Genomic DNA, 26481 nt, shown 5'->3' with positions numbered 1-26481 from the left:
CCATTCCCCGCCAAGAAGCCCATCGACCGCCACCTGACCCAACCCCCGCCGGACACGATCAACATCGTGCGCCAGAGCTAAAGTTACCGGTATTGTGCGCAGACCGGGCGCATCACTGCGTTGCAATGCGCCTTCCGGCAGTGGTGGCATCCACGGGCTGGCTCGGGTGTTCAGCCAGTCTTCGGGGAGCTTGCGTTGGCTTGCCATCACGCGAGCTTCGTCGACCACGGCCTCGTCGCGCGTGATGGCGTCGATATCCTCCGTGCGGCGGGGATTGTCATTCGAGGTGACGGCGATTGCAGCGCCTCCGACGACAAAGACCGATGCAGAAATGCCGCGCGTTTTCAGTCGCTTGTCGAGCTCCGAGAGGAGATCGACGATTTCGCCGGCCGTGAATTCGTTGCGCCTGTCGCTCATGCAGTCACCAAGTCGCGAGCAGGAACAAAGATGTTGGCCCGCGCCAAGTAGTCCGGAGTTTGCTCTATGATCTCGTCGCGCTCCAGGAGCGGATGCTTGGGAACCCATGGATCCGAGAGAGCCTTCACCTTGCTCCATTCGGGTGGATCTTCGCCTGCTGCCTTGAATTCGTGTGCAGTCAGGACGGCGAGCAAGGTATCGAAGCCCGCCTGACCAGTGGTGCTTGGTGCTGCCTCCCAAGCAGCTTCGGAGCCATCGTGACGACGTAACAGCAAGCGCAGGTGGTCGCGGCCCTGAAGCAGCATCCGCCATGCCCAATCTTCATCACTCGCCTCGCGAATAGCCGTCGCGGTAGCCGGGGCAGTCATGATCCGGTACTCACGCGCTGCATGAAGGGCATGAGCGATCCGTCCAGCCCGCAGGACGAACTGCGCCGTCGGCTTGGTCCTGCCAGAACGGTAAGTGGAGAAGCGGGAAGCAGACGTGCCGAGGGCAGTGGCGAACGCAGCCTGAGACAGCCCACTCTCAGCGAGGGCGCGGTTGAGCAGTTCACTGACCGCCTGACTATCCTTGTCCATCTCGGCACTCCTAGATCGATTATCTAATCAGATAATAGTCTCGGTGCCTCGCCCAGCCAACGTCAGGAAGTTCCCGTCGCCATCGGAGCGGCTCGATCAAGGCGAACTCCGTGGGACTCGTCAGCCACATCGCCGAGCAGGGGCTTGTCGACCTGCCAAGGCGTTGCGTACACATCTGAGATCCACAGGGGCAGATGAGAGCGGTTTTGTGCCAGGTGATCGTTTCGCAGGCGTGGTGGCAGCGGTAGCTCGAGCCCGGGACGAGGTCGGATGACACGGCGTGCATCTCGGGGCAGGTCCGAGCGCGCCAGCAAAGCCCCAGGTCAGCCGGGTGGATGACCCGGGTTTTCGCGTTCCCGGCGCGATCTTGCTAACGCTTCTGCTAACACCGCAGCTCCCCTGACGCCTCCGGATCGCCCTCCTCGTCGTCCTGGTCCATGCTGTCCGGTTGCGTGGCGAGGCGACCACCGCGCGCCCCGAGTCGCCGGGTGGGCATCGTCGAGATCCAGGGCGCGACCCGTTCGGGCAAGCGAATAACTGCTTGCCTGGTTGCAGGTGGTCCCCCACACTGCGGTCGCGTGGATGATGCCGAACTTGACGTGCTGCTGAGGAACGAACGCTATCCGCGGTCTGCCGGGTACTCGGCTCGGTGGATGGTCGACGGGGGGGATGGGGCCAAACCCTGTCTGGCAGGCGGAGGCCTTGACCGATCTCATGCCGCTTGAGCCCGGCCTGCGGATACTCGACATGGGATGTGGCACCGCTCTGAGCTCGATCTTCCTGGCCAAGGAGTTCGGTGTTGAGGTGTGGGCGACTGACCTGTGGGTCAAGCCCGACGAGAACTTGCGCCGCGCGGCCGAGGCACACGTGGAAGACCAGGTTCACCCGATCTACGCGGAAGCCCATGCCCTGCCCTTCGCCGAGGACTTCTTCGACGCGCTCATCAGCATCGGCGCCTACCACTACTTCGGCACCGACGACCTCTATCTCGGTTACTACTCACGCTTCGTGAAACGCGGCGGCCAGATCGGCATCGTTCAGCCCGGTCTCGCCGAGGAGCACGAGACGCTTCCCCCACCACACCTTGAGCCCTACTGGAAATGGGACTTCTGCGCCTGGCACAGCCCCGCCTGGTGGCAGCGGCACTGGGAGAAGACCGGCCTGGTCACCGTCGAGGTCGCTGATCGACTGCCCGACGGGTGGCGCGACTGGTTGCAGTGGAATGAAGCATGCGGCCACGACAGTGGTACGCCGGGACGGGAAGAAGCTCAAATGCTCCGCGCCGACGGCGGCCGAACGCTCGGCCTTTCCCGAGTCATCGCCCGCCGCAACAGCCAGGCCCTGCGTGGTGCTTGAGGGCCTGCCCCTCACCGGGCGCCTGTCGATTGTCGGCGCGTATGAATGGGACGACTTCGGCCTGACCGAATCACCGGACTCGTGGTGTTCTGCGTGGGCCTAGGATGACGCGGTGAAGTTCGTGATGGTGCCGGGTGGCTGGCAGGGCGGATGGGTGTTCGACTCGGTGGCCGCAGAGCTACACCGAGACGGTCACCACGTCGAGTCGGTGACCCTGTCAGGGTTGGAGTTGGACGGCCCAGTCGATGTGGACCATCCGCCGAACCTCGACACCCATATTGACCAGGTAGCCGAGATCATTGAGCGTAGCGACAAAACGCCTCTCGCGCTGTGCGGGCACAGCTACGGCGGGATGGTGATCGCCGGCGTCGCGGACCGGCTCGGCGACCGCCTCGATCAGCTCGTCTTCATCGACGCCTACGTCCCGGACGACGGGGATTCGTGTTGGTCTTTCACCAGCGACAACTTCCGGGAGTTGTTCATAGCCGGCGCCCGCACCGACGGTCGATGGGTCGCAGTCCCCGATGGGCTCGACCCTCGCGCGCGACCGCACCCGCTGGCGAGCTTCGTCCAGTCGATCAGGCTGGCAGGCAACCCCAGGCACGCGCCCGGCCGAACGTTCATCAGTGGTGGCGCGTGGCCAGGTAGCCCGTTCGTGACCCTGACCGAACGGTTACGCAACGACTCAGGCTGGCGGGTTCACGAAATTCCCGTTGGTCACAACATCGCCCGCCGCGACCCGCATAACCTCGCGGCCGTTCTCGGCGCACTGCCACCGGCCAGTGGGAAACCATGATTCGGCTGCGCGGTGGTTTACCAGGGGATCGGGCCTTCCGCGTTGAAGAAGCCGCCAGTCGGCCCATCCGCGTCCAGCGTTGCGAACCGCACGACGACTGCGGCCGCCTCGGCTGCGGTCCGGGTCGCGCCAGGAGACATCTCCGTCAACGTGTACCCGGGATCGACCGCATTGACCTTTATGGCGGTTGATCGAAGCTCGATTGCAAACTGGACGGTCAACGCATTGACCGCGGATTTCGACGACGGATATGCGGCTGCATTCCACTCGGCGGGCCAGTCGGAGCTGGTCAGACTCAGCGAGGCGGACCCTGACGAGAGATTGACGATGCGGCCGTTGCGTGCCGCCCGCAGCAACGGAAGCATCACGGTCGTCACCGCGAAGACGCCGATCACATTGGTCTCGAACGTGCGCCGAAACGAGTCGATCGGCAATTGGCTGGGCAGCCCATCAACCGCGATAGCCGCATTGTTGATCAGCGCGTCCAGCCGTCCATACCGACGATCGACCCACTCAGCGGCTGCCCGAACGGTTGCCTCATCAGTGAGGTCCAACTCGACGCACTGGGCGACCACGCCATCCGCGGCCAGCCGTTCCACCGCCGCCGTACCCAGTTCGCGATCACGCGAAGCGACGATCGGCACATATCCCAACCGCCCGAGCTGTCGCGCAACCTCGAAGCCAATGCCGCGATTCGCCCCAGTAACCAGAGCGACCAGACCTTCCCCACTGAGCACCCGGCCATCCTAGCCAACACGTATCGGCCCGTCGCACACTCTCCTGTACGGAGAAAAGCGCTTCAGCACCGGCACTGCCAACCCCGGCCCTTAGCTGGCATGGTGCGCAGCGCTCGACTCACGGAGTGCTGTGGGCACGGGGTTCAAGCGTGCGGGCCAGATCTACACGGACGGTCTTCCAATCGGGGAGCTACGCCTGCACCGCGCCGTGGGGATGCAGCCGGTTGTCTAGCCATCGTGGCCAGCGCGGCCAGCGCTGCTCCCACTCGAGCTTCCAAGTTTGATTGGCGAACCCGACGGGGTCCTGTTCGATGCCCGGCTGTCCGATCGCTTGCCCATGTTCACGTAGGAGCCTCTGCAGGAGGTCCGGGTCCAGTTCGTCGGTCATTTCAAGCACGACCAAGCCATTGTCCGTTCGCATCTTGAGCACACGGCCTGTCTCCGTCAGCGCGGCGGTGTACTCGCCATCGTCGACGTCAATCGCTTCCATCCAGTCCTGTGCGTCGGCGATCGACGGGAACATGTTCAAGTCGACATCGGCGAAGACGAACACAACTCGCGGAGTGGCAGGCACACACTCAGCATCGCGAACGTACGGCGATCGCGCACTCGAATTGCCTACACCAACATCATCCAGGTCGGCAGCAACTGGTACCGGCATGCTGGGAATCTCAACCTGCGGATCTTGCCGATGAGTGAGGGTTCGTCGGCGGCCCGCGGTGTTACGGTTTGGGGCGTAGGTCATGAGTGCCAGCGCGTAGCCCCGGCTTGCTGGCCGGCAACCCTCCGGTTCGTGGGTGGGGTGCCCCGGGTGAGGACCAGGCTCGGCACATGGGTGTCGGGCAAGCCGCGTCGTGGAGGGTGTATGCCGTTCGTCCCGTACTCCGACAGGTCACGCTTTCTCGATAGGCGATGCTCGCGGGTCGAGGTGTTCTCGTGACGTCGCTGCGGTTTCGTTCGGCGGGAGTCGACGATGCCGAACAGGTTGCGTTGCTGCACGCCGACAGTTGGCGCCGGCATTATCGGGGCGCGTACGCCGACTCGTTCCTTGATGGCGACATCGAAGGTGATCGTCGTTCGGTGTGGGCGGCGCGGCTCGCCGTACCGGGTGACGCTGACACGATCCTTGCCGAGGATGACGGCGAGCTGGTGGGCTTTGTCCATGTCGCGTTCGATGACGATCCGAGGTGGGGCAGCCTGGTCGACAATCTGCATGTGTTCCACCGCCGGCGGCGGGCCGGTGTTGGTACCCAGCTGTTGGGTCGCGCAGCACGAGCCGTCACTGAGCGGGCGACTGGTAATGCGATGTACTTGTGGGTGTTGCAGCAGAACACTGACGCACAGCAGTTCTATCGCGCGTCCGGCGCCGACTGCGTGGAGACAGCGACGGTACCGCCGCCCGGTGGAGACCCGAGCCGCCTCCACGGCACTCCCCAGTGCTTACGCATGGCCTGGTACGACGCCTCGCGGCTGATCAAATCCGTCTGACTGCTGGCTGTACTGCGTAGAAGTTCATTGGCCGGTTGAACTCGACTTGTGGGCTAGGAGGTAGCCCCGGGGAGGGCTCTCCGTGTCCTCGCGTTCGCGTACTGCCGTCATCCACAGGTCGAAGCCTGCCTCGCGGAGGAGATCGGCGACTTCGTCCGGTTGTTGCCGGTACCAGTGGATGGAGATGGGCGTGCCGAAGAGTTCGGTGCGGTGGTTTTGTTCGTCGCCGATCTGGAAGACGAGCATCAGTACTCCGCCTGGCGCGAGCACCCGGTGAAACTCGGCGAAGAGCTGCGGTCGCTGTTCCCACGGAATATGGATGATCGAGTAATAGGCAAGCAGCCCGCCGAGGGATGCGTCCGGCAGATCCAACGCCAGCATCGATCCCTCCTCGAACCGTAGCTCTGGGTACGTTCGACGGGCCAACGCCAACATCCCGGGCGACAGGTCAATGCCGAACGCATCCAGCCCCAGCCGGGACAACAGGATCGTCACCCGGCCGGGTCCACAGCCGACGTCGGCGACGGAATCGTTGCCGCCGGCCCGTACCAGGTCCGCGAAAGCGGCGAACAGTGCACGGTCGAGCGGCCTGTCGTCCAGCCCGGAGGACACCACGTCGGCGTGCTCGGCGGCCAGAGCGTCGTACGAGTCGCGCGTGGCGGCGACAACAGATCCATCCATCATGGAAACGGAGACTAAACGCCACCGCCGACAAACTGATTCTGTTGCCGCAGTCGGTGACCCGGGGGTGGGGCTAGGGTCTCCGCTTCGGTAGAGGTTCCTTCGTCGGAGGCGTTTCGCGCGTGTTGATTGTGCTTGTTGTGCTCGGCTTGCTCGTGGTTGGTGTTGGTGGTTTGCGACGGTGGGCGAGGTCTGCTCCACGGTTATGGCTGGTTCGGTCTGGAGATGCTGGCGGAGTTCTGCCTACCGGCGGAGCGGTGGTGGGTCATCCGCGGATGGCGGCGGTACGTGTTCCATCCGTTCATCAACGAGTTCGGGCCGCCGTTGATGATCCAGCGGCTGAGCGACCACCTCGGCTGGATTCCGTTTGCCACTGACATGGGCGGCAACTACCTCGCGGTCGACATGGCACGCGGTCCGCGCGGCCGGCCGGGTCAGGTGATCCTCATCGGGCGGGACTACGGCGACGGCCCGACGTACGTCGCGGAGTCGGTGACCGAGCTACTCCGACGGCATGTGGATGCGCTGGACTCTGGTTCTTTCGAGCACGGCGACGACGGCGGGCTGTGGGTCAACGCCGGTGATGCGGAGTACCACTGGCGCCACTACCGCGAGACCTGCACGCTCGAGGTTTCTGGCCCGGATGCCGCACCGGTACGCGGAATGCGTCCTGAGATCCGCGAGCTGAAGGTGTCCAACGCACCCTGGGTTGACCTCGGATCCGTACGCGGCGCGCCCGCACTGTGGCAGGTCTCCGTGAAGAACTGCCCTGGCGCGGATCTCTCACCCCTGTGCGATACACCGGTTGAGGTGGTCGACCTGGCCATGGACACCATCGAGTTGACGGCCTTGCCGACGGTGCGGATGGTCTCACTGCACACAGAGAAGCCGATCGATCTGCGGCCGTTGCTGTCCTGCCCTCGCCTGTACGCACTGGATCTGACTGATGCGATCGCGGCGGACATCTCCGTCTTGAGTGAGCTGACCGGACTGCAATACCTGAAGATGCAGCGCTCCCAATGGCAAGAACTCTTTCTCCACAAGGCGATCCCCGCGTCGCTGGCCGTCGTCGAACTCGCCGAGGAACCACCACAGGAGCGGAAGCTGTACTGGTCATTCGACAAGGCCTACAAGAGCCCCCGCCCGACCCTGGGGGATGCGGTCGACTGGGCAAACAACCTGGCCGGCGACGCCACCACCATCTCGACCTTCAAAGGCAAATTCAAAACACCCTGAGTGCCTCTTCGAAGTCCTGGACGATGCCCTCGCCCGGATAGCGGGAACGCAACTCCTGGTCCAGCTCGCCCGCGACCATCAGCAAGTGAACTCGGCTCTGCCGTCCGTCGCTAAGGCCGTCGAGACCAAGTCCTACGGCCTGCTCGAGGTCGCCTTCGCGGCCCGCCACGAAGCCGAGGGTAAGCCGGCAATCCGAGATCCGCATCGGGCTCAGCTCCGAGCCGTCCGGAGCGATGTTGTCCCGGATGACCGTCTGCGCGTGGGCGCGAGCACGATCGTTGTCCCCGCCGATCCGATGGACGTCCATGCTGTAGTAATCCCACTTCGCAGGGTCGACTTTGAAGTGGTTGTCTGGCCGGTCGGGATAGGGGAGGCGCTCCAGCATCGCTCGACCGGATTCCAGCAAGTCCTCGAGACCGGGTTCGTGCAGCCGGGCCTTGGCCTTCGCCTCCTGGGCGATGAGCTGGACGTGCACGCTGGAGGATCTGGCGACAGCCTGTCCGCGCTGAGCCGCATCGACCGCCTGCCGGAAGCGCCCTTGTGTGAGGGCGAACCACGCGGTCATCTCGTGGCCCCACCCAACGATCTCGTGGTGCTCGGCTTCAAGTCCGAGTTGTACGGCGGACGTTCGGGTCGCCTCGGCAGCGGACCGCAGACCAAGGTCGTACTCCACGCATCCGGCGAGCAGTGCGAGCCATCCAGCCGCCATCAGTAGCTCTTGATGGGCTTTCAGCCCAATCGGACGATGCAGGAGATCGGCAACGTGCCGAAGCCAGCCGTGAGCCTCCCGGCGAAGCTCCAGGGCGTCGCGGCGGCTGTACTGGCAGCACAACTCTTCGATGGTCGCGTGGAGCGTCTCCAGCGTTCGAGAAGTGGTGTCGCTTGCTTGCAACCGATGCACCAGTTCAGCCGTCTCCCACGGCGTCATGTGCAGGCGAGCAACGGCCTCGACCTCAAACGCACCAATCAGCTCACCCTTCGCCCGCAGCGCCCTGTCACACGCACGGACCAGCTCTTCAGTAGGTGCCTTGCGACCGTTCTCGACGTTGCTGAGATGTCCGCGGCTGTAATGAGCAGCCCGAGCCAAATCCCCCCAGCGACCACGCGCGATGGTCGCGGTACTCACGCATCCGGTCGCCGAACGTCATGAAGAGAGTGTCCCCCGTCCGCTGTATTCGTGTCGCAGTCCGCGTGCTGGCGAATGACGTACGCCTACCCGAGGGCGACCGGTCGCTGAGTTCGGTGGGGTCTACAGGTTGGCGTTCAGGAAGGTCTGGGCTGGGGTGGAGTCGGTGCGGTACTCCAGGGTTCGGTCCGTCGCAGCGAGGGCTGAATGTCCAGGTGTTGAGCGCAACGAGCGTGCCGTCGTGGAACATCGGTCCGCCTGAGTCGCCGAAACAGACGCTCTTCGTGATCTTCACGAACCGGTCGGGGAAGACGGTCCTGGTTCGTGATCACCGAAACGTCCCTGTAGCTGCGCGCCCCGTCGTACACCGTGATCGCCTTCGGTGACAGGGCGCTGCCGGTGATGTACGCATCGGTGCCATAACCGACCACGGTGAAGGTCTCCGAGGTCAGGTCGCTCAAGAAGCCCCAGGTCACAAGCTTTGGTTGAGGAGGAACCAATAGTTGACGGTGGGGCCTTGTGCGGCCAGGCCGCCGCCCATAGCCCTCGTAGAGGGCTCGGGCGGCAGCGTTTTCCGCGCCGGTTGTGAGGAACATTTTGGTGGCGCCGGCTTGGGCGCCTGTTGTCATGAAGGTGCGTAGGAGGTCCCGGCCGATTCCCTGGCGGCGGTATGCCTCGTCGACCTTGAGCTGGTGGAGATACAGCATGGACGAGTCGTCGGGGCGGATCAGGTGGTATCCCCAGCACCAGCCGGAGATCTCTGGGCCGGTGATTGCTATCAGGGCCGTGGTGCCTGGGGCTGATGCGTAGGCGGGGCCGGCTTTGGTTCCCATGAACTTGTCGACCGCCCGCTCGAGCAAGGCTTGGTCGGCTACCACAATTCGAGTGCTCACCCGGTAGATGATGTCGTGCGGGTGGATCAGTGGTGGTTGGTGCGGGGGATTACCAGGCCGGATTCGTAGGCGGCTATTACTGCTTGGGTTCGGTCGCGGAGGCCCAATTTGTTGAGTAGGCGGCTGACGTGGGTTTTGATGGTCTCGTCGCTGACCATCAGGCGGGTGGCGATCTCGGGGTTGGACAGGCCTTCGGCGATCAGGCCGAGCACCTCGACCTCGCGGGGTGTGAGGTTGCCGAACGCAATGGTTTTGGGGCGGAGGGAGTGGGGGCGCTGGCGGGCGAATTCGGAGATGAGACGGCGGGTTACGGTCGGTGCCAGTAGGCCGCCGCCGGATGCGATCACCCGGACGGCGTCGAAGAGGCGTTCCGCGGTCACGTCCTTGAGGAGAAAGCCGCTCGCCCCGGCCGCCAGCGCGTCGTACACGTGTTCGTCGAGGTCGAACGTGGTGAGCATGAGGATCCGCGGTCCCTCGTCGGGTCCGGCGTCCGCGAGGATCCGGCGGGTCGCCTCGATGCCGTCGAGGACCGGCATCCGGACGTCCATCAGGACGACGTCCGGACGCGGATCGGAGCGGCACAGGGCGATCGCGGCGGCGCCGTCGGCCGCAGTACCGTCGACGACGAAGTCGGGCTGGGTTCGCAGCAGCGCGCCGAATCCGGCCCGGACCACCTCCTGGTCGTCCACCACCACGATCCGGATCATGGCTCCTCCGCCGGGGTCACGGCCCCACCGCCGGGAAGAAGTCCTGTTTCGTCCGCCGGGATCGGCAGCACTGTCTCGACCAGGAAACCGCCGCCGGGCGATCGGCCGACGGTCAGGGTGCCGCCGACCATCGCGGCGCGCTCGCGCATACCCAAGAGGCCGTGGCCGTCTCCGGACGACTCGGGTCCCGGCCCGTTGTCGCGGACCCGTACCAGCAAAGCCGACGCGGTGTAGTCGAGCTCGACATCGACCGCCGCACCAGGTGCGTGCCGGCGCGCGTTGGTGAGGGCCTCCTGCACGATCCGGTACGCCGTCAGCTGTACGCCGGGGTCGAGCGGCATCACCTTGCCCTGCACAATCAATCGGGTCCCGGCGCCGCCGGATGCACGGGCCTCATCAACGAGCGCGTTGAGCTCGGCCAGCCCGGGCTGTGGTGCACGGACAGGACCGCTGTCCAACGGGCTGACGTCCTCACGTAGTACGCCGAGCAGCCGCCGCATCTCGGTCAGCGCGGTGCGGGCGGTGTCGCCGATCGCCAGCAACCGTTTCGCGCCGTCCGGGGGCATGCCGGGTGTGGTCAGCCGGGCCGTTTCCGCTTGGACCGCGATCATCGAGATGTGGTGCGCGACCACGTCGTGCAGCTCTCGGGCGATCCGGGCTCGCTCGCCTCGGGCCGCGTGTTCCAGCAGGGTGTCGGCGGTGGCCCGGCTGGCCGCGGCGGACGCGACCGCCTTGCCACGGTCCCGGATGGCCGCGCCGAGCAACACCGCGCCGGCGGTCAGGAGCAGCAGCAGGGTGAAGCCCGGATCCGGCCGGCCGAGCGCGTACAGCACGAACGGAAGCAGGAACGGAAACGCGATCTTGCGCGAGCGGGTCCGCCCGAGCCAGTACAGGGCGAGCAGTTCGGCCAGCACGCCCGCGCTGAACGGCGGCTCGCTACCGCCGAGGATGATCGCGTTGGCAATCGTGATGGCCAGTGCCACGGCCACCGGATGCGCCGTCAGGAACATCAGCGGCAAGGTCGCCCACAGGCTGAGCAGCAGCGCCGTACCGAGGTCCATACCGGTCTGATCACCGCGGCCGCCGGCCTCCACGACGGCGAGCAGCGCGAGGACGGCGGCGGCGACGAGCATCGCGTCGCGGGCGCCGCCGATCCGGCGGGTGGCAAGAACCACCCGGTCGGCCAGCTCGCGGGCCTGACTCACAGGAGCATTGTCTGCCCGGCCCCGTACCGCCCGCATCACCCCACGGCCGTACCTCTCGTGGGGGACTGAACACGGCCCCGCTGGGTGACGACACCCGCACAGGCGGCCCGTAGCGTCCCAGGACATGAACACCGTTGAGGTGCACGAGCTGCGCAAGAGTTACGGCGACACCGTTGCGGTGGATGGCCTGTCCTTCACGGTCCAGCCTGGTCAAGTGACCGGGTTCGTCGGGCCGAACGGTGCCGGCAAGTCGACGACGATGCGCGTGATCCTCGGGTTGGACGCGCCGGACGACGGCACTGCGCTGGTCGGTGGCCGCCGCTATCGGGACCTCGGTACGCCGTTGCGCGAGGTCGGCGCCCTGCTCGATGCGGGCGCGCTACAGCCCGGCCGGAGGGCCCGCGACCACCTGCTGTGGATGGCGCAGTACAACGGCCTGCCGGCTCGGCGGGTCGACGAGGTCCTGGAGCTGGTGGGGCTCGCAGAGGCGGCGCGGCGCCGGGCGGGCGGGTTCTCGCTCGGGATGCGGCAGCGGCTCGGGATCGCCGGCGCGTTGCTCGGGGACCCGCCGGTTCTGCTGTTCGACGAACCAGTGAACGGGCTCGACCCGGAGGGCATCGTCTGGATCCGCGGGCTACTGCGGTCGCTGGCGGCCGAGGGCCGGGCGGTACTGGTGTCCAGCCATCTGATGGGAGAGCTGGAGGACACTGCGGACCACCTCGTCGTGATCGGCCGCGGCCGGCTGATCGCCGACACAACGGTGCGCGAGCTGCTGGCCGCCGCGTCGGCGGACCGGGTCGTGTTGCGTACGTCGAACCGCACCGAGGCGATGACCCTTCTCGCGAACGCCGGCGCCGTGGTGGCGGCGACCGACCACGATCGGGTGACGGTGACCGGGCTGACGTCCGAGCGCGTGATCAAGCTGCTGAACGAGAACAGCCTGCCGTTCTCCGAGATCGCGGCGCACCGGGCGTCGCTCGAGGAGGCCTACATGGACCTCACCAAGGACGCGGTCGAGTTCGCCGCTCATGCAGGGCCGCGGGAGGCGTTATGACTACGTTCCTGCGGGTACTTCGGGGCGAGTGGACGAAGTTCAGGTCGGTCCGCAGTACGGCGCTGTGCCTGTTCGCCGCGATCGCCGTGACGGTGCTGCTCGAGTTGCTCGGGTCGACCGCGGGATCCACGGACGCGAACGAGCAGCCGACGTACTCGGACCAGGCGTTCTTCGTCCACAAGCCGCTCAGCGGTGACGGCACGCTCGTTGCTCGCGTCGTCAGTCAGCCGGACGACAACGAGTGGGCGAAAGCCGGCCTGCTCGTCAAGGCCGGCCTCACTCCCGGATCGCCGTACGCCGCGGTCATGGTGACGCCTGGGCACGGGATCCGGATGCAGGCGATGTTCGACACCGACCTCGCCGGCGTCACGACCACGGCGCCGCGTTGGCTCAAGCTGACCCGGACCGGCGACACCATCACGGGGTACGAGTCGGCCGACGGGCAGAGCTGGCAGCAGGTCGGCACCGTGACCGTGTCGCTGCCCCAGGACGCCGAGATCGGGTTGTTCGTCGCGTCACCGCCGGAGTACGTGATCAAGCGGACCGGCGGCGGTACGGCGGTCAGCGTCGAATCGTCAATCGGTAGGGCGATCTTCGACAGCGTGACCGTGACAGGCGCCGAGGCGGCACCGGATTGGGCCGGCCAGAACCTCTCCAGCGGCCCGTCCAAGGAGAACCCGTACGTCGGCGCCGGCGCCGGGCTCGAACGGTCCGGCGGGACCTTCACCCTTGCCGGGTCGGGTGACATCGCCGGATATGGCATTGCCAGTTGGCGGTCGCCTGGCGATGACGACGTGGTCATGCTCAGCCTGTTCGGCGTACGGCTTGGGCTGATCGCGATCATCGCGCTCGGCGTGCTGTTCATGACGGCCGAGTACCGGACCGGGCTGATCCGGACCACGTTGGCCGCCTCTCCTCGGCGCGGACACGTGCTGGCCGCCAAGGCCGTCGTACTCGCGGGCGCGGTGTTCGTGGCCGGGCTGATCGCGAGTGTGTCCGCGTTCTTGCTGGCGCAGCCCGGGATGCATGACGGCGGCTACAACCCACCGGCGTACCCGCACGTTTCGCTGACGGACGGCGACGTCGTGCGCGCGGTGATCGGCACAGCCATCTACCTGGCGCTCATCGCGCTGTTCAGCCTCGGGATCGCGGTGGTATGGCGACGGACCACCGGGGTGATCGTGTTCGTCATCGCGTTGGTCGTGCTGCCGCAGATCATCGTGCCGGCGATCTCGCCTGAGGCCGATGTCTGGGTCAGCCGACTCACCCCATTGGCCGGGCTGGCGGTACAGCAGAGCGTTGAGTCCGGCCAGGTGATCGGCCCGTGGGCGGGTCTGGGCGTGATGTGCGCGTACGCCGTCGCCGCGCTCGGCCTCGCGTACTGGCAGCTCGTCCGCCGGGACGCCTGATGCCGAACCTGCTGCCCGCCGGAAGAGCGTTCCGGGCCGAGTGGACGAAGCTGCGCACGGTATCGAGCACGGGGTGGACGCTGCTCATGGTCGTGGTGCTGACGACGGCGGTCGGTGCGCTGGTCGCCTGGGACCTCACACCGCCGGGCTGCGACCGCTCGGACCCGTCCTGCGACTTCGACCTGACCAAGCTCAGCCTGTCCGGGGTGTACGTCGGTCAGGCTGCCGTGGTCGTGCTAGCGGTGCTCGCCGTGACTTCGGAGTACGACGCGGGCATGATCCGCTCGACGCTGACGGCCTGCCCGCGCCGTTTGACCGTCGTTGCCGCAAAGGCCGCCGTGCTTGCGTCGGTGGTGCTGTTGGCCTCCGTCTTCAGTGTCCTCGGGTCGCTGGTGGCGGGCCGGGAACTCCTTGCGCGCAATGGGTTCACGGCGGCCGAGGGATACCGGCCGCTCTCGCTGGGCGACGGGTCGACGCTGCGGGCGTATGGCGGCACGGTGCTGTACCTGGGTCTGGTGGCCCTCGTTGCCCTCGGCATCGGGTTCGCCGTCCGGCATACGGGTGGCACGGTGACACTCGTGCTCGGACTCTTCTACCTGGCGCCGATCATCACGATCGCCGTCACCAACCCGCGCTGGAAGGAGTGGATCGAACAGTTGTCGCCGACGTCCGCTGGAATGTCCGTACAGGCCACCCTGCGGCTCGACGAACTGTCGATCTCGCCGTGGCGCGGGCTGGGCGTCCTGGCCCTGTACGCCGTCGGCTCGATCCTGGCCGGCGCGCTAGCGTTCCGCCTCCGCGACTCCTGAAACGGCGAAGCGGCCGCGGGACGTGGGTCGCGCGGCCGCTTCGGCGGGGTGGGCTCAGCTGGGCTGATCGCCGGAGATGTCGTCGTCCTGGCCGTCGAGGCCGTCCAGCTGGTCCTTGGCGGTGTCGACGCCCTGGTCGATCTTGTCGCCGTACTGGCCGCCGGTCTTCTCGTCGACGAAGTCGCCGGCCTTGTCCAGGCCCTCGCCGACCTTGTCGCCGTGGCCGTCAACCAGGCCCGCGGCCTTGTCCTTCAGGCCTTCGGCCGCGTCCTTGAGGTTGTCGAACATGCCCATGATGGGGTCCCCTTCGTGTTGTCAGCAGGCCGGAGCAGGACTCTGCGCGGGCTGCCGAGGTGGGTCGGCGCCGAGGCGCCGTTGTTGTCGTGGGTGCGGTACTACGCGGCTCGGTGAGCCGATGTCACTGGTAGCCGCCGTCGGAGTCGCGGGAACCCCCGCTGAACTCGCTGTCGCCGCCCTCGGATCCGCGCCCGGACTCGCCGCCGAAGCCGCTGTCGGAGCCGGAGCCCTCGGAGCTGCCGAAGTCCGAGGAGCCCTCGGAGCCGGAGTCGCGCTGCCCGTACTCGCTCTGGCCGGAATCACTTTGACCGGAATCACCCTGGCCGTACTCGCCCTGCCGGGATTCACCTTGGCCGGAGTCACCCGAGCCGTACTCGCTCTGGCCGGAGTCCCCGCCGGAGCTCTCCGAGTCGCCGGAGTTGCCCGAGTCGCCGTACTCCGAACCGCTGTCACCGGAGTCCGCGGAACCGGCGTCGTACCCGCCGCCGCTGCTCTCCTGGCCGAAACCGCTGCTTTCGTTGCCGAACGAACTCTCGTTCGACTCGCCCTCACCGTATGACGTTGTCATGGTGCCTCCGAGTGTTGTTCCCCCATGGACCGGCCGTGGGCGAGACAGCCGGTAGGACCGATGGCCCTCATCTGTCCTATCGGAAGAACAGCGGCCAGGACAAGGGGTCGGCCTGCGTGTCGGTGCAGTGTTCATCGAGCCTTAGGTCACTTGCAACGGTCCCGCAGAGGTGGTTGCCGGGGACAAGGGCTCCCCGGCAACCGGTCTCCGCCAACAAGCTGGCCGGCGTGCTGGTCTGGGCGTTAGAAGCCGGTGCGGGTCGTGCTTCGTGCGTCGGACAATGTCGTCGGGCGGTCCGGCAGGGCGCGCCGGGTTTCACGTCGCCAGGTGCGGGCGATCGTGCTCAGTGCCGCCTGATCCAGTTCGGCGACAACGAGCGCGGGCCTCCCGTCACCGGGACATTGGGCAAGCCAGGCGCCATCCGGCCCGACGACCCCGGACGGCGTGACCAGGCTGTGCTCGGCCGGTACGGCGAAGCTCAGCCAGATGTGGTTCACCGCGGCATGCCCCTGAGCCTCGGTGGCTTCCTCGCTGCTGTGCGGCACCCCGCCCGTGGTCGACATCAGCACGCAGTCGACGTCGAGCCCCTCGTACTCGCTGAACAACTCGGGCATGTGCACGTCCATCCCGAGCGCGCACCCGAAGCGGAATCCGTCCACCTCGAACGTCACCGGCGCGGTCCCCGGCGTGTACATGTAGGTGATCTTCGTGGACGACAGCGTTCGTTCGTCGTACCGGGTCGCGACCTGCCCGCGATCGGAGATCACGTACAGGCTGTTGTGCGGCCGCATCGGGGGCGTCAGCCGGTGCGTCGATCCGAGCACGGTCCACAAACCGAGCTCACGTGCGAGTCCGGCGATCTCGGCCAGCTCGTCGGTCAGCACCTCCCAGGCGAACCGGCTCCAGTCGGCGTTCCCGACCTCCTCCGGCCCGTCCTCGGACATCACGTACTTGCTGGGGAAACTGGTCGCGCCTTCGGTGAAGTGCACAATCCGGGCGTCGGCGGCGCGGGCGTCCCGCATCAGCCGGCGGATCTCGGTCCCGCTCGACCGCAGCAACGCGGGGTCCCGGGGGTCTTCGGTGTAGGTGGTCTGCGCTACGGCCAACCTCAGGGTCTTCGGCATCTCGTCTCCAGTCGGATGAGGACGGAAGTGCCGAAGGGCAGTTGTGTAGGACTCACCGGTCTTCGCCGCGCGAGCGCGGACCCGGCGCTTGAAGTTCCTGTTGGCTGTCATTCGGCCTCCCGTATCCCGGACCGAGCCCCCCAGCGACACACGTCCGAGACGGTGGACCTCGACAGCTGACCTGAGACGAGAAGTCCCTTTGCCTCCTGGGATGACCGCGCTGGGGGCGATCAACGGAGGTTCGGCGTAGGCCACGCGGGCTCTATGCTCACCCACCCCACCCGGCCCGGTCAAACCCCGACACACCGTACATTTCGACGGGAGGTAGTGCCCCGCAGACGCCGTGGGCGAGCGTGCGTAAGCGGAGCCAGCCGCCAACGAAGGGACTACCTCCTGTCGAAATGCACGGCATAGGACCGCAGTACGGTGGCATAACCAGGCGGGTGATCTGGTTGTCCCCGGAGTACGGACCGACAGGTGGAGGAGCAGAGGGTGAGCATTCGCATCGGGTACAAGGCGTCGGCGGAGCAGTTCGGGCCGCGGGAGCTGGTCGAGTACGCCGTCCGCGCCGAGGAACTCGGGCTGGACAGCGTGACCGTGTCGGACCACTTCCTGCCCTGGCGGCACGAGGGCGGTCACGCTCCGTTCGCGTTGGCCTGGATGGCGGCCGTGGGGGAGCGGACGAACCGGGTGCTGATCGGTACCTCGGTCCTCACCCCGACGTTCCGGTACAACCCGGCGGTGATCGCGCAGGCGTTCGCGACCATGGGTGAGCTGTACCCGGGCCGCATCATGCTCGGCGTCGGTACCGGTGAGGCGCTGAACGAGATCGCCGTGTCCGGGATGGAGTGGCCCGAGTTCAAGGAGCGGTTCGCCCGGTTGCGGGAGGCTGTCGACCTGATCCGCAACCTGTGGACCAAGGACGAGGTCAGCTCCGACGGGCCGTTCTACAAGACGGTCGGCGCCTCGATCTACGACCGCCCCGAGACGCCGCTGAAGATCTACGTTGCCGCCGGTGGACCGCTGGTCGCGAAGTACGCCGGCCGGGCCGGGGACGGGTTCATCGCCACGTCGGGCAAGGGGATGGACCTCTACACCGAGAAGCTGATGCCCGCAGTCCGGGAGGGCGCGGAGAAGGCCGGCAAGCAGTTCGAGGACGTCGACCGGATGCTCGAGGTCAAGGTGTCGTACGACCGGGACCCGGAGCAGGCGCTGGAGAACACCCGGTTCTGGGCGCCGTTGTCGCTCAGCCCCGAGCAGAAGCACAGCGTCGACAGCGCGGTCGAGATGGAGCGACTTGCCGACGAGTTGCCGATCGAGCAGGTGGCGAAGCGCTGGATCGTTGCCTCCGACCCCAAAGAGGTGGTGAAGCAGTTCCAGCCCTATCTGGACGCCGGTTTCAACCACTTCGTCGTCCACGGCCCGGGCCATGATCAGGAGCGGTTCCTCACCCAGTTCACCACCGACGTCGTCCCGCTGCTCCGCAAACTGGGCTGAAGAAGGGGGCGCACGCGCCCCCCTTTTCACACGTACTCAGCGGCAAACCCGCGCAACTCCTCCACATCCAGCGGGTTCGCGAAACCGACCACCAGCTCCTGTACTCCGGCCGCCGCGTACGCCGCGATCCGCGTGTGCACCGTCTCGGTCGTCCCGATCAACCCGTACGACGCGAGATCCCCGGGATACGCGAACTCGGCTCCCGGCGGGACCTTCGCGCGCGCCTCCTCGTCGGTCGTGCCCGGGATGTACGCCGTCGTCGCGGTCCGGTGGATCTCGTCGTACTCGCGGCCCACGTCCACACAATGCTTCCGCAGGACGTCGAACTTGTGTTCCAGCACCGCGGGCGAGTCGATGATGTTGCAGGCATCGGCGTACTTCGCCACGATCCGGAGCGTCACCTTCTCACCGCCTCCGGCGACCAGCAACGGGATGTGCGGCCGCTGGATCCCCTTCGGCTGGTTGATCCCTCCGGCGGCCCGGTAATAGCTGCCTGAGAAGTCGACGGACTCCTCGGTCCAGAAGGCCCGGATCACCTGGACCGCTTCGTCCAATCTGCGCAACCGGTCGCCCGCCGTACCGAATTCGTAGCCGTAGCCGCGGTAGTCCGACCCGTACCAGCCCGAGCCGATCCCGAACGTGAGCCGGCCGTTGCTGATGACATCGACCGTGGACGCGATCTTTGCCTGCAGGGCCGGGTTGCGGTAACTGTTCGAGGTGACCAGCTGGCCGAGGCGGATACGCCGGGTGTCGCGGGCGAGCGCGGTGATCACCGACCACGCCTCGAACAGCGGAGCCGGCGAGGGCGGGATGGTGTGCAGGTGGTCCGGCACGTAGACGGCGTGGAAGCCGAGATCGTCCGCGGCCTGCGCGACGTCGGTGAGCCGCCGGTACGCCGTGGCCGGGTCGAGGCCGGCGAACTCCTGGCCGAAACCGGTCGGCAGAAAGACGCTGAAGAGGGTCATGATGGCCTTTCCCTGAGAGTCTGGGGTCGGCGATACCGACTCCGGCGCTGCGGAAAAGGAATCGAGGTCGGCAGGACATGAGCGGCTGGGCGGCGACTCCGTACCGGGTCGGCATCTCCGGCTGGCGGTACCCGCCGTGGCGGAAGGTGTACTACCCCGACGGTCTGCCGCAGCGGGCCGAGCTGGAGTACGCGTCCCGCCGGCTCAACTCGATCGAGCTGAACGGCTCGTTCTACGCGCTGCAACGGCCCTCGTCGTACCAGCGCTGGTACGACGAGACACCGGACGGGTTCGTCTTCTCGGTCAAGGGGCCGCGGTTCGTCACGCACCTGAAGAAGCTGGCCGACGTGGACGGACCGCTGGCGAACTTCTTCGCCTCCGGGGTGCTCGCGCTCGCGGACAAGTTCGGCCCGGTGCTGTGGCAGTTGCCGCCGACACTCGGGTACGACGCCGACCGGCTCGCCGCGTTCTTCGAGAAGTTGCCACGGACAACGAGTGAGGCGGCGGAGCTGGCCGGTACGCACGAGGATCGGATGGAGGGACGGAGTCTGACCACTTGTGCGGTGGACATCCCGCTCCGCCACGCGCTCGAAGTACGGCACAAGTCCTTCGAGCGCGTGGAGTTCATCGAGTTGCTCCGGGCGCACGGCATCGCGCTGGTCTGCGCGGATACGGCTGGCAAGTGGCCGATGCTGGACGATGTCACCGCGGACTTCGTCTATGTGCGGCTGCACGGTGCCGAGGAGCTGTACGTCAGTGGATATGACGACAAATCACTCGACCGGTGGGCGTTGAAGATCCGTGCCTGGCAGGCCGGTCGTACGCCGTCCGACGGTCATACGCTTGCGCCGCCCGCTCGTCGCCGTGCGCGTGACGTCTTTGCCTACTTCGACAATGACGTCAAAGTCCGCGCGCCTTTCGATGCGGAGGCCCTGGCTGCTCGGCTCGGGGTCGCTTCGGTCGGCGCGGATTCGGCAGAATGAGGCGTGACTTTCGAGGTGGTTCGCGCCGACGACCCGCGCTGCTACGCCCCGCCGGACGGCGACGGCACCGCGGACGAAGTACAGGGGAGCGACGGGGGCTGAGGGTCAGGTCGGGATCCACTCCGGCCACCACGGCGGGACGTTGCCGGCGCAGACGCTGGCAGGGAGGCCGGCGGGCGTACCGGCGAAGGAGAACAGGGCCAGGTCGGCGATCGTGATGGCGATGGCCGCCGTGATGAACGGCATCACGAACTTGCCCTGCCCCTTGGAGAACCGGAACACGAAGCTGAACAGCACGATGTTGACCACCAGCGCGACCGGCAGGCCGACGAAGAACAGGGTCGGCCCGTTGCCGACGTCGTTGACCTCCACCCGGCACGTGTCCCACGCCCGCCGGGTCAGCGTGAGCAGCCCGAATCCCGCGCCGACGCCGACCACGACCGAGACGAACGACTCCACCTTCGTCGGTTTCCCCATAGGTATCAACGTTAGGCTCTCCGGGGTGCGAACACCCCAGCCATACCTGCGTGGCGAACTCGTAGTAGTCGTGGACGTCGCCGACCTGGATCGCGCGGCCGAGTTCTGGACCCAGGTGCTCTCGGCTACGTCCGCCCGCCGACCACCGGCGACCGCTACCTGGCCCTGGTCCCCGCCGACGGCGCCGGGATCGAGATCCTGCTCCAGCGGGTCGACGACGCGAAACAGGGCAAGAACCGCCTCCACCTCGACCTCCGTACGCCGGATCTGACGGCCGAGGTAACGCGAGTCCGCGCCCTCGGCGCCACCCTCCTCACCGAGGAACCGATCAAGGAACACAGCTGGACCTGGCACATCCTCGCCGACCCAGACGCCAACGAGTTCTGCATCCTCCAACCACCGGGTTAGAGGCCGCGCGCTGGGGAATCCGCGCGGGTCGTGGCGAGAGCTTCGGCCGGGTCTCGGTCTTCCTGCGTACCCCCACCACTCACTAACCCAGCCGGGGCGGACGGCCAGCCCATCACAATGCGATCTGGCCGGCCGTCCTGAGCGTGGGAGAGTGCGCCATCAGCCGATTGTGATGGCCTGGCCGTCCGCCCCGCCGCGCTTGCTGAGTGGTGGAGGTACGCCTGTCCCGGCAGACAACAGCCCGGCTGCGCTGTGGTGTTCGAGGGGTTCGTGGTGGGCGGCCGCCGGGCTAGAGGCTGATCGTGACTTTGCGGTGGGGGTGTTCTAGCGGGTCTGTGGCCAGGCGGGCGTGGCGTTCTACGTCGTACCGGGTGCCGTCGTAGGCGAGGCGTTCGCGTTCGCGGCCCTCGTACAGGAATCCGGCGCTGCCGGCGACGCCGCACGAGGCCGAGTTGTTGATGCGATGGCCGAGCTCGAGCCGATACAGACCCGCGTCGTGATGGGCCCAGTCCACCAGCGCGCGCACGGCGTCCCGGGCGACCCCGTGACCGCGGACGTCGGCGATCGTCCAGTACCACGTCCAGCCGACCTGGTGGCGGTCGATGTTCGTCACCGCGACGCACCCGATCGGGTGATCCTCGGCATCCGCGACGGCGTACACGTGTCCGTTGTCCAGATCCGCGACCCGCCCGATCCAGTCGACCGCGGACGCCTTGTCCCGGATCCCACCCTGGTTCGCCATCTCCGGGTCGGCGTGGGCCGCGGTCAGCCGCAACGCATCAGCCACCCGCCAACGCCGCAACCCCAGCTCCGCCAGGTCGTACCCCATTCATCAGATCTACCTCCCCCACGCCCCTCCCAAACCCCGGCCGTTCGCAGTACGGGAATCGCGCACCGGCGAGCGCGCGGGTTGGGCAGGATGGGGGCATGAGATTCCTCGACTTCACGGATCAGGTCGTACTCGTCACCGGCGCGAGCAGCGGGATCGGGGCGGCCGCGGCCGTCGGGTTCGCGGAGGCCGGCGCTACGGTCGCGGTGCACTACCAGGCCAACGAGACCGGCGTACGGCACACGCAGAGCGCCGTCATCACGGCCGGCGGCCAGGCTTCCGTACACCAGGCCGACCTCGCGGATCCGGGGTCCGCCGGCGCCCTCATCGACGAGGTGCTCGCCAAACACGGCCGCATCGACGTCCTCGTCAACAACGCCGGCGACCTGGTACGACGCTCGTCCGTGGTCGACGTACCGGACGAGGAGTTCCACCGGATCCTGGACGTGAACCTGACCTCGGTGTTCGCGATGAGCCGTCGGATCGTGCCGGTGTTCCGCGCCCAGGGGAGTGGCGCGATCGTCAACGTCACCTCGATCGCGGCCCGCCACGGCGGAGGCGGCGGCTCGGTCGTCTACGCCACCAGCAAGGGCGCCGTCAGCACCTTCACCCGCGGCCTGGCCAAAGAACTCGCGCCCGACAACATCCGCGTCAACGCGATCTCGCCCGGCGTCATCAGCACCCCGTTCCACGAACGCCACACCGGCGACGACCAGCTCAAAGCCATGCTCTCCACCATCCCCATGGGCCGCACCGGCACCCCCCACGAATGCGTAGGCACCATCCTCTACCTCGCCTCCGACGCCATGGCCTCCTACGTCACCGGCCAGATCATCGAGGTGAACGGCGGCCAGTTGATGCCCTAGGCAACAACCGGTTCGCGATCGGCGGAGACGCCGCGCTCAGACAGCATCGCGACCGACTGGCCGGAACAACGCATTGTGGTCGTACACCTCGCCACTGTGCGCATACCCGAGCCCGCCGAGTACGTCGTACAGCCGCCCGCGCTCCTCGTTCCGCTTGTCCTCGACCAGTACTACGCGCGGCCGGAGCCGCGTCAGGGTCTGCGTGGCTCCGACGAGTGCGGCGACCTCCGACCCCTCGATATCCAGCTTGACCACGTCCAAACGGGACAACGCGTTCTCTTCCGCCCAGTCGTCCAGCCGGATCACTGGCACCCGCTGCACCGCCTTACCGTCGCCATGCAACGAGCGGATGCCGGCGTCGGCCTGGTCGTATCGGCTGTCCGTCCGCAGTTCCGCCTCATCCGTCTGCTCACCCAGCGCGACCGGTACCACCTCGATCAGGTCGGCGAGGCGGTTGCGCTCGGCCGCGCGTCGCAACTTCTGCACCGAGTCCGCAGCCGGCTCGACGGCGATGACCCGCCCACCACCAAGCTCCCGCAATCGCTGTGCCGCGGTCAGACTGTGCAGCCCGATATTGGCGCCCACATCCAGCACGGCATCACCACGCCGCAACTCCCGCCGGAGAAACCGCCGCACGCCCGGCTCGTACTTCCCCGCGTAGTACAGGACGGCCTGCAGGTTGTCCCGCAGATCCAGCTCCAGTCGCAAGCCTTCCCGACGGACCTCGACGTACTCCGTCGCCCACGCGGCCGGGATCTTCACAAGCCTGGGATTCCGCTTCCTCAACCGAGGCGAAACTCTCGCCGCCACCCGCGCGACCCCGACGTCCCGCGTCCCCTCCACCCGTCCCACCACCCGAGCCACCCGCCGCGCCGCCCCGGCTCCCCCAACCCGCGCCACGACATACGGCAGCCGCCACGCAACCCGCCACCCAACCCCATCCCGAAGCTCCACCCAACCCCGATACCCACACCCGCCCGAGCTACTCGTTCCCTGGTCGACCCCGACCGGTCAACGCGAACTGGTTTGGTTCCTGCGCAGCTGGATTGGCCGCAGAGGCCCGAACTCCGGGACCTTGAACAACAAGCGGGGACCTTGAACAAGACATACCGTGTTCAAGGCCCCCTGAAGGTGTTCAAGGTTCATGTGTTCCGGGGGTTCGGGGGTTCGGGGTGACAGCGCACGTCGAGCTGTTGGCTAACCCTTGAGGAGGTCCTCGAAGGGCGTGGAGTCGTCGAAGGGGTCGATCGGCCCGGTCGACGGGGCGGTGTTGGTGATGAGGTCGGCTAGTTCCGTCGCGGCTCGGGTGGAGCGGGAGCGGAGGGCGGTGGCGTGGGGGCCCCAGTCGGAGGAGGCGGCGTAGACGGCGGTGGGGACGACGACGGCCTGGAGGTAGGCGAAGAGGGGGCGCATCGCGTACTCGAGGACCAACGAGTGCCGTTCGGTGCCGCCGGTCGCGCCGATCAGGACGGGTTTGCCGACCAGGGCCTTGTCGTCCAGGACGTCGAAGAACAGCTTGAACAGCCCGCTGTACGACGCGCTGAACGTCGGCGTCACCGCGATCAGCGCATCCGCCCGCGTAACCGTGTCGAGCACCGACCGCAGGCTCTCCGACGGGAAGCCGGTGAGCAGGTTGTTCGTCAGGTCGTGCGCGTGGTCGCGCAGTTCGATGACGACGATCCGGCGCGGGACTCCGCGTTCGTCGAGCGTGTCCCGGACGGCGGCGGCGAGCTGGTCAGCGAGCAGCCGGGTCGACGAAGGGCTCGTCAGTCCGGCCGTCACCACGGCGATCGTGCGTTCGCTCATCGGTCCCCCGCCTCCACGGTTTCCAGTGTCTCCAGCGAACGAGCGCGCTCGGCCGCGGCCTTCAACGACGCATGCGTCGGCGCCTCCGGGACATGGGCCGGCCGCAGGGAGTCGAATTCCTTCCGCAGCACCGGCACCACCTCGGAGCCGAGGATGTCCAACTGCTCCAGCACGGTCTTCAACGGCAACCCGGCATGGTCCATCAGGAACAGCTGCCGCTGGTAGTCACCGAAGTGCTCCCGGAACGTCAGCGTCCGCTCGATCACCTGCTGCGGGCTGCCCACGGTCAACGGGGTCTCCCGGCTGAACTCCTCCAGCGAGGGACCGTGTCCGTACACCGGCGCGTTGTCGAAGTACGGCCGGAACTCGCGCACCGCGTCCTGCGAGTTCTTCCGCATGAAGACCTGGCCGCCGAGCCCGACGATCGCCTGGTCCGCGGCGCCGTGTCCGTAGTGCTCGAACCGGCGACGGTAGAGGTCGATCATCTGCTTGGTGTGCGAGACCGGCCAGAAGATGTTGTTGTGGAAGAACCCGTCACCGTAGTACGCCGCCTGCTCCGCGATCTCCGGCGACCGGATCGAGCCGTGCCAGACGAACGGGGGTACGTCGTCCAGCGGTCGGGGCGTCGACGTGAACCCCTGCAGCGGCGTACGGAACTGGCCCTCCCAGTCGACCACGTCCTCACGCCAGAGGCGGCGCAGGAGCGCGTAGTTCTCGACCGCGAGCGCGATGCCGTTGCGGATGTCCTGGCCGAACCACGGGTACACCGGACCGGTGTTGCCGCGACCCATCATCAGGTCGACCCGGCCGTCGGCCAGGTGCTGCAGCATCGCGTAGTCCTCGGCGATCTTCACCGGGTCGTTGGTGGTGATCAGGGTGGTCGAGGTGGACAGGATCAGCTTGGATGTCTTCGCCGCGACGTACCCGAGCATCGTGGTCGGCGACGACGGCACGAACGGCGGGTTGTGGTGCTCGCCGGTCGCGAACACGTCCAGCCCGACCTCCTCGGCCTTCAGCGCGATCGTCACCATCGACTTGATCCGCTCGGCCTCGCTGATGGTCGTGCCGGTCATCGGATCCTCGGTCACGTCGCCGACGGTGAACACACCGAACTGCATCTGCCCTCCTCGAAGTCTCAGTAGTTCACGATTAAACTACCTCTGACCACAGTAACGCCACCCGGCCCCTCACCATTCCATGATCCGGTACGGCGGACTAAGTGCCCCGTGTCGGAGCACAAGGCCCGCGGCCCAACGAAAACAGCCCGACCGAGTGGGACTCGATCGGGCTGTCGGCCGGATCAGGCTGCGTCGAGGGCGGTGATCTGGTCGGGGGTGAGCTGGAGGTCGGTCGCGGCGTACGAGTCGCGGATGGTCTCCGGGCGGCTGGAACCGGGGATCGGGATGACGTGCTCCGACTTCGCCATCATCCAGGCGAGGGTGACCTGCTGCGGGCTCACCCCGAGCTGCTGGGCGATCTCGTGGAACGCCGGGTGCCTCGAACCCAGGTCGGACGCGTTCGAGATGCCGCCGAGCGGGGACCACGGCAGGAACGCGATGCCGAGCTGGTCGCAGAACTCGAGCTCGGGCTCGCTGGACCGGAAGGCGGGCGAGAACTGATTCTGCACGGAGACGAGCCGGCCGCCGAGGATCTCGTTCGCCAGCTGGATCTGGGCCGGATTCGCGTTCGAGATACCCGCCAGCCGGATCTTGCCGGCGTCGAGCAGGTCGCGGATCGCGCCGATCGAGTCCTCGTACGGCGTCCTCGGGTCCGGCCGGTGGAACTGGTACAGGCCGATCGCCTCCACGCCGAGCCGCTTGAGCGACGCGTCCGCGGCCTGCTTCAGGTACTCCGGCGAGCCGTTCAGGGTCCAGGATCCGTCGCCCGGGCGGAGGTGGCCGCCCTTGGTCGCGACGAGTACGCCGGACGTGTCGCCGCCGTACGACGCGAGCGCCTTCGCGATCAGGGTCTCGTTGTGGCCGTCGTCGGTCGCGGTCAGGTGGTACGCGTCGGCGGTGTCGATCAGGGTGATGCCGGCGTCGAGCGCGGCGTGGATGGTCGCGATCGACCGGTCCTCGTCGGGCCGGCCCTCGATCGACATCGGCATCGCGCCGAGCCCGATCGCGCTGACCTCGAGATCGCCGATCCGGCGGGTCTTGTTCGTCATGA

Annotated in this window: 30 protein-coding genes, 1 pseudogene and 1 riboswitch; of the genes and pseudogenes, 11 read left to right on the top strand and 20 right to left on the bottom strand. The window is 67.1% G+C overall.

Translation table 11 applies throughout. The features are described from left to right. From EV643_RS38980 to EV643_RS46190, 3 genes are all read right to left on the bottom strand, one after another. The coding region (locus tag EV643_RS38980; protein WP_202869961.1) for a hypothetical protein at positions 1–417 on the bottom strand (417 nt) is incomplete at its 3' end. Continuing rightward, positions 414–995 (bottom strand): helix-turn-helix domain-containing protein, encoded by a 582-nt coding sequence (locus EV643_RS38975; RefSeq protein ID WP_133805251.1) that lies wholly within the window; start codon positions 993–995, stop codon positions 414–416. The genes EV643_RS38975 and EV643_RS38980, both read right to left, overlap by 4 nt. Positions 996–1377: 382 nt before the next feature. Next, a complete protein-coding gene (locus EV643_RS46190; RefSeq protein ID WP_238166111.1) occupies positions 1378–1524 on the bottom strand; it encodes a hypothetical protein in 147 nt (48 codons plus the stop codon). Positions 1525–1697: 173 nt separating this feature from the next. On the opposite strand from EV643_RS46190, the gene EV643_RS38970 reads away from it, so the two are divergent. Together EV643_RS38970 and EV643_RS38965 are read left to right on the top strand one after the other, a co-directional pair. After that, positions 1698–2351 carry an SAM-dependent methyltransferase gene (locus EV643_RS38970; protein WP_238166110.1) on the top strand — a complete coding sequence of 218 codons (654 nt, stop codon included), beginning with the start codon at positions 1698–1700 and terminating at the stop codon, positions 2349–2351. 112 nt (positions 2352–2463) lie between these two features. Beyond that, on the top strand, positions 2464–3147 hold the full coding sequence (locus EV643_RS38965) for an alpha/beta fold hydrolase (protein ID WP_202869960.1): 684 nt from the start codon (positions 2464–2466) through the stop codon (positions 3145–3147). Positions 3148–3164: 17 nt separating this feature from the next. Here EV643_RS38965 and EV643_RS38960 read toward each other — a convergent pair whose 3' ends face one another. Further along, entirely contained in the window at positions 3165–3884 is a 720-nt protein-coding gene (locus EV643_RS38960) for an SDR family NAD(P)-dependent oxidoreductase (protein WP_238166109.1), read from the bottom strand. A 190-nt stretch (positions 3885–4074) separates the two neighbouring features. Beyond that, positions 4075–4437, bottom strand: coding sequence for a hypothetical protein (locus EV643_RS38955; protein WP_133805250.1), 363 nt, complete (start codon positions 4435–4437; stop codon positions 4075–4077). 186 nt (positions 4438–4623) lie between these two features. Continuing rightward, positions 4624–4739: riboswitch (SAM riboswitch) on the top strand. A gap of 57 nt (positions 4740–4796) precedes the next feature. Between EV643_RS38955 and EV643_RS38950 the strand changes: the two are divergent. After that, positions 4797–5237 (top strand): annotated as a pseudogene (locus EV643_RS38950) (GNAT family N-acetyltransferase); the annotation flags it as partial. A gap of 159 nt (positions 5238–5396) precedes the next feature. Here EV643_RS38950 and EV643_RS38945 read toward each other — a convergent pair. Beyond that, positions 5397–6056 (bottom strand): class I SAM-dependent methyltransferase, encoded by a 660-nt coding sequence (locus tag EV643_RS38945; protein WP_133805248.1) that lies wholly within the window; start codon positions 6054–6056, stop codon positions 5397–5399. 165 nt (positions 6057–6221) lie between these two features. Between EV643_RS38945 and EV643_RS38940 the strand changes: the two genes are divergently transcribed. Continuing rightward, positions 6222–7289 carry an SMI1/KNR4 family protein gene (locus EV643_RS38940; RefSeq protein ID WP_238166108.1) on the top strand — a complete coding sequence of 356 codons (1068 nt, stop codon included), beginning with the start codon at positions 6222–6224 and terminating at the stop codon, positions 7287–7289. Here EV643_RS38940 and EV643_RS38935 read toward each other — a convergent pair. From EV643_RS38935 to EV643_RS38915, 5 genes are read right to left on the bottom strand one after another with little or no spacing between them, the layout of a single operon-like run. Continuing rightward, complete coding sequence (locus EV643_RS38935; protein WP_238166107.1) at positions 7276–8415, bottom strand: helix-turn-helix domain-containing protein; 1140 nt, start codon at positions 8413–8415, stop codon at positions 7276–7278. The genes EV643_RS38940 and EV643_RS38935 overlap by 14 nt on opposite strands. Then, positions 8306–8665, bottom strand: a complete 360-nt coding sequence (locus EV643_RS47085) for a hypothetical protein (protein WP_202869958.1) — start codon at positions 8663–8665, stop codon at positions 8306–8308. Before EV643_RS47085 ends, EV643_RS38935 begins: the two co-directional genes overlap by 110 nt. Continuing rightward, on the bottom strand, positions 8553–9293 hold the full coding sequence (locus EV643_RS45195; RefSeq protein ID WP_238166106.1) for a GNAT family N-acetyltransferase: 741 nt from the start codon (positions 9291–9293) through the stop codon (positions 8553–8555). The genes EV643_RS47085 and EV643_RS45195 overlap by 113 nt, the downstream gene beginning before the upstream one ends. A gap of 41 nt (positions 9294–9334) precedes the next feature. Continuing rightward, complete coding sequence (locus EV643_RS38920; protein ID WP_133805246.1) at positions 9335–10015, bottom strand: response regulator; 681 nt, start codon at positions 10013–10015, stop codon at positions 9335–9337. Further along, complete coding sequence (locus EV643_RS38915; protein ID WP_202869956.1) at positions 10012–11220, bottom strand: sensor histidine kinase; 1209 nt, start codon at positions 11218–11220, stop codon at positions 10012–10014. The genes EV643_RS38920 and EV643_RS38915 overlap by 4 nt, the downstream gene beginning before the upstream one ends. A 124-nt stretch (positions 11221–11344) precedes the next feature. Here EV643_RS38915 and EV643_RS38910 point away from each other — a divergent pair, with 124 nt between their 5' ends. From EV643_RS38910 to EV643_RS38900, 3 genes are read left to right on the top strand one after another with little or no spacing between them, the layout of a single operon-like run. Further along, positions 11345–12274 carry an ABC transporter ATP-binding protein gene (locus EV643_RS38910; protein ID WP_133805244.1) on the top strand — a complete coding sequence of 310 codons (930 nt, stop codon included), beginning with the start codon at positions 11345–11347 and terminating at the stop codon, positions 12272–12274. Then, complete coding sequence (locus tag EV643_RS38905; protein WP_133805243.1) at positions 12271–13683, top strand: ABC transporter permease subunit; 1413 nt, start codon at positions 12271–12273, stop codon at positions 13681–13683. The genes EV643_RS38910 and EV643_RS38905 overlap by 4 nt, the downstream gene beginning before the upstream one ends. Continuing rightward, a complete protein-coding gene (locus EV643_RS38900) occupies positions 13683–14492 on the top strand; it encodes an ABC transporter permease (protein ID WP_133805242.1) in 810 nt (269 codons plus the stop codon). Before EV643_RS38905 ends, EV643_RS38900 begins: the two co-directional genes overlap by 1 nt. A gap of 54 nt (positions 14493–14546) precedes the next feature. Here EV643_RS38900 and EV643_RS38895 read toward each other — a convergent pair whose 3' ends face one another. From EV643_RS38895 to EV643_RS38885, 3 genes are all read right to left on the bottom strand, one after another. Continuing rightward, entirely contained in the window at positions 14547–14786 is a 240-nt protein-coding gene (locus EV643_RS38895) for an antitoxin (protein ID WP_133805241.1), read from the bottom strand. Positions 14787–14910: 124 nt separating this feature from the next. Then, the gene (locus tag EV643_RS38890; protein ID WP_133805240.1) at positions 14911–15357 is read right to left on the bottom strand and encodes a hypothetical protein; all 447 of its coding nucleotides are present in this window, start codon (positions 15355–15357) and stop codon (positions 14911–14913) included. A gap of 242 nt (positions 15358–15599) precedes the next feature. After that, positions 15600–16592: a carbon-nitrogen hydrolase family protein gene (locus EV643_RS38885; RefSeq protein ID WP_133805239.1), complete on the bottom strand. Its 993-nt coding sequence runs from the start codon at positions 16590–16592 to the stop codon at positions 15600–15602. A gap of 381 nt (positions 16593–16973) precedes the next feature. Here EV643_RS38885 and fgd point away from each other — a divergent pair, with 381 nt between their 5' ends. After that, complete coding sequence (fgd, locus tag EV643_RS38880) at positions 16974–17978, top strand: glucose-6-phosphate dehydrogenase (coenzyme-F420) (RefSeq protein WP_133805238.1); 1005 nt, start codon at positions 16974–16976, stop codon at positions 17976–17978. Positions 17979–18004: 26 nt separating this feature from the next. Here the strand turns inward: fgd and EV643_RS38875 are convergent, their stop codons facing one another. Next, positions 18005–18943: an LLM class F420-dependent oxidoreductase gene (locus EV643_RS38875; RefSeq protein ID WP_133805237.1), complete on the bottom strand. Its 939-nt coding sequence runs from the start codon at positions 18941–18943 to the stop codon at positions 18005–18007. Between the two features lie 77 nt (positions 18944–19020). On the opposite strand from EV643_RS38875, the gene EV643_RS38870 reads away from it, so the two are divergent. Then, a complete protein-coding gene (locus EV643_RS38870) occupies positions 19021–19926 on the top strand; it encodes a DUF72 domain-containing protein (protein WP_133805236.1) in 906 nt (301 codons plus the stop codon). A 519-nt stretch (positions 19927–20445) separates the two neighbouring features. Beyond that, the gene (locus tag EV643_RS47080) at positions 20446–20811 is read left to right on the top strand and encodes a VOC family protein (RefSeq protein WP_202869962.1); all 366 of its coding nucleotides are present in this window, start codon (positions 20446–20448) and stop codon (positions 20809–20811) included. Between the two features lie 289 nt (positions 20812–21100). Here EV643_RS47080 and EV643_RS38855 read toward each other — a convergent pair whose 3' ends face one another. Then, positions 21101–21640: a GNAT family N-acetyltransferase gene (locus tag EV643_RS38855; RefSeq protein ID WP_133805234.1), complete on the bottom strand. Its 540-nt coding sequence runs from the start codon at positions 21638–21640 to the stop codon at positions 21101–21103. Between the two features lie 98 nt (positions 21641–21738). On the opposite strand from EV643_RS38855, the gene EV643_RS38850 reads away from it, so the two are divergent. Beyond that, positions 21739–22506, top strand: a complete 768-nt coding sequence (locus EV643_RS38850; RefSeq protein WP_133805233.1) for an SDR family NAD(P)-dependent oxidoreductase — start codon at positions 21739–21741, stop codon at positions 22504–22506. A 36-nt stretch (positions 22507–22542) separates the two neighbouring features. Here EV643_RS38850 and EV643_RS38845 read toward each other — a convergent pair whose 3' ends face one another. The 4 genes from EV643_RS38845 to EV643_RS38830 form a co-directional block, all read right to left on the bottom strand. Next, on the bottom strand, positions 22543–23268 hold the full coding sequence (locus EV643_RS38845; RefSeq protein WP_238166104.1) for an FkbM family methyltransferase: 726 nt from the start codon (positions 23266–23268) through the stop codon (positions 22543–22545). A gap of 435 nt (positions 23269–23703) precedes the next feature. Continuing rightward, positions 23704–24312 (bottom strand): FMN reductase, encoded by a 609-nt coding sequence (locus EV643_RS38840; protein ID WP_133805231.1) that lies wholly within the window; start codon positions 24310–24312, stop codon positions 23704–23706. Further along, the gene (locus tag EV643_RS38835; protein WP_133805230.1) at positions 24309–25430 is read right to left on the bottom strand and encodes an LLM class flavin-dependent oxidoreductase; all 1122 of its coding nucleotides are present in this window, start codon (positions 25428–25430) and stop codon (positions 24309–24311) included. Before EV643_RS38835 ends, EV643_RS38840 begins: the two co-directional genes overlap by 4 nt. A 182-nt stretch (positions 25431–25612) precedes the next feature. After that, positions 25613–26479: an aldo/keto reductase gene (locus EV643_RS38830; protein ID WP_133805229.1), complete on the bottom strand. Its 867-nt coding sequence runs from the start codon at positions 26477–26479 to the stop codon at positions 25613–25615. Positions 26480–26481 lie beyond the last annotated feature (2 nt).

The sequence above is a fragment of the Kribbella caucasensis genome, assembly GCF_004361855.1.
GTDB classification, from domain to species: domain Bacteria; phylum Actinomycetota; class Actinomycetes; order Propionibacteriales; family Kribbellaceae; genus Kribbella; species Kribbella caucasensis.
Note: the sequence above shows the minus strand (reverse complement) of the source record. Positions and strands in the feature narration are given on the sequence as shown.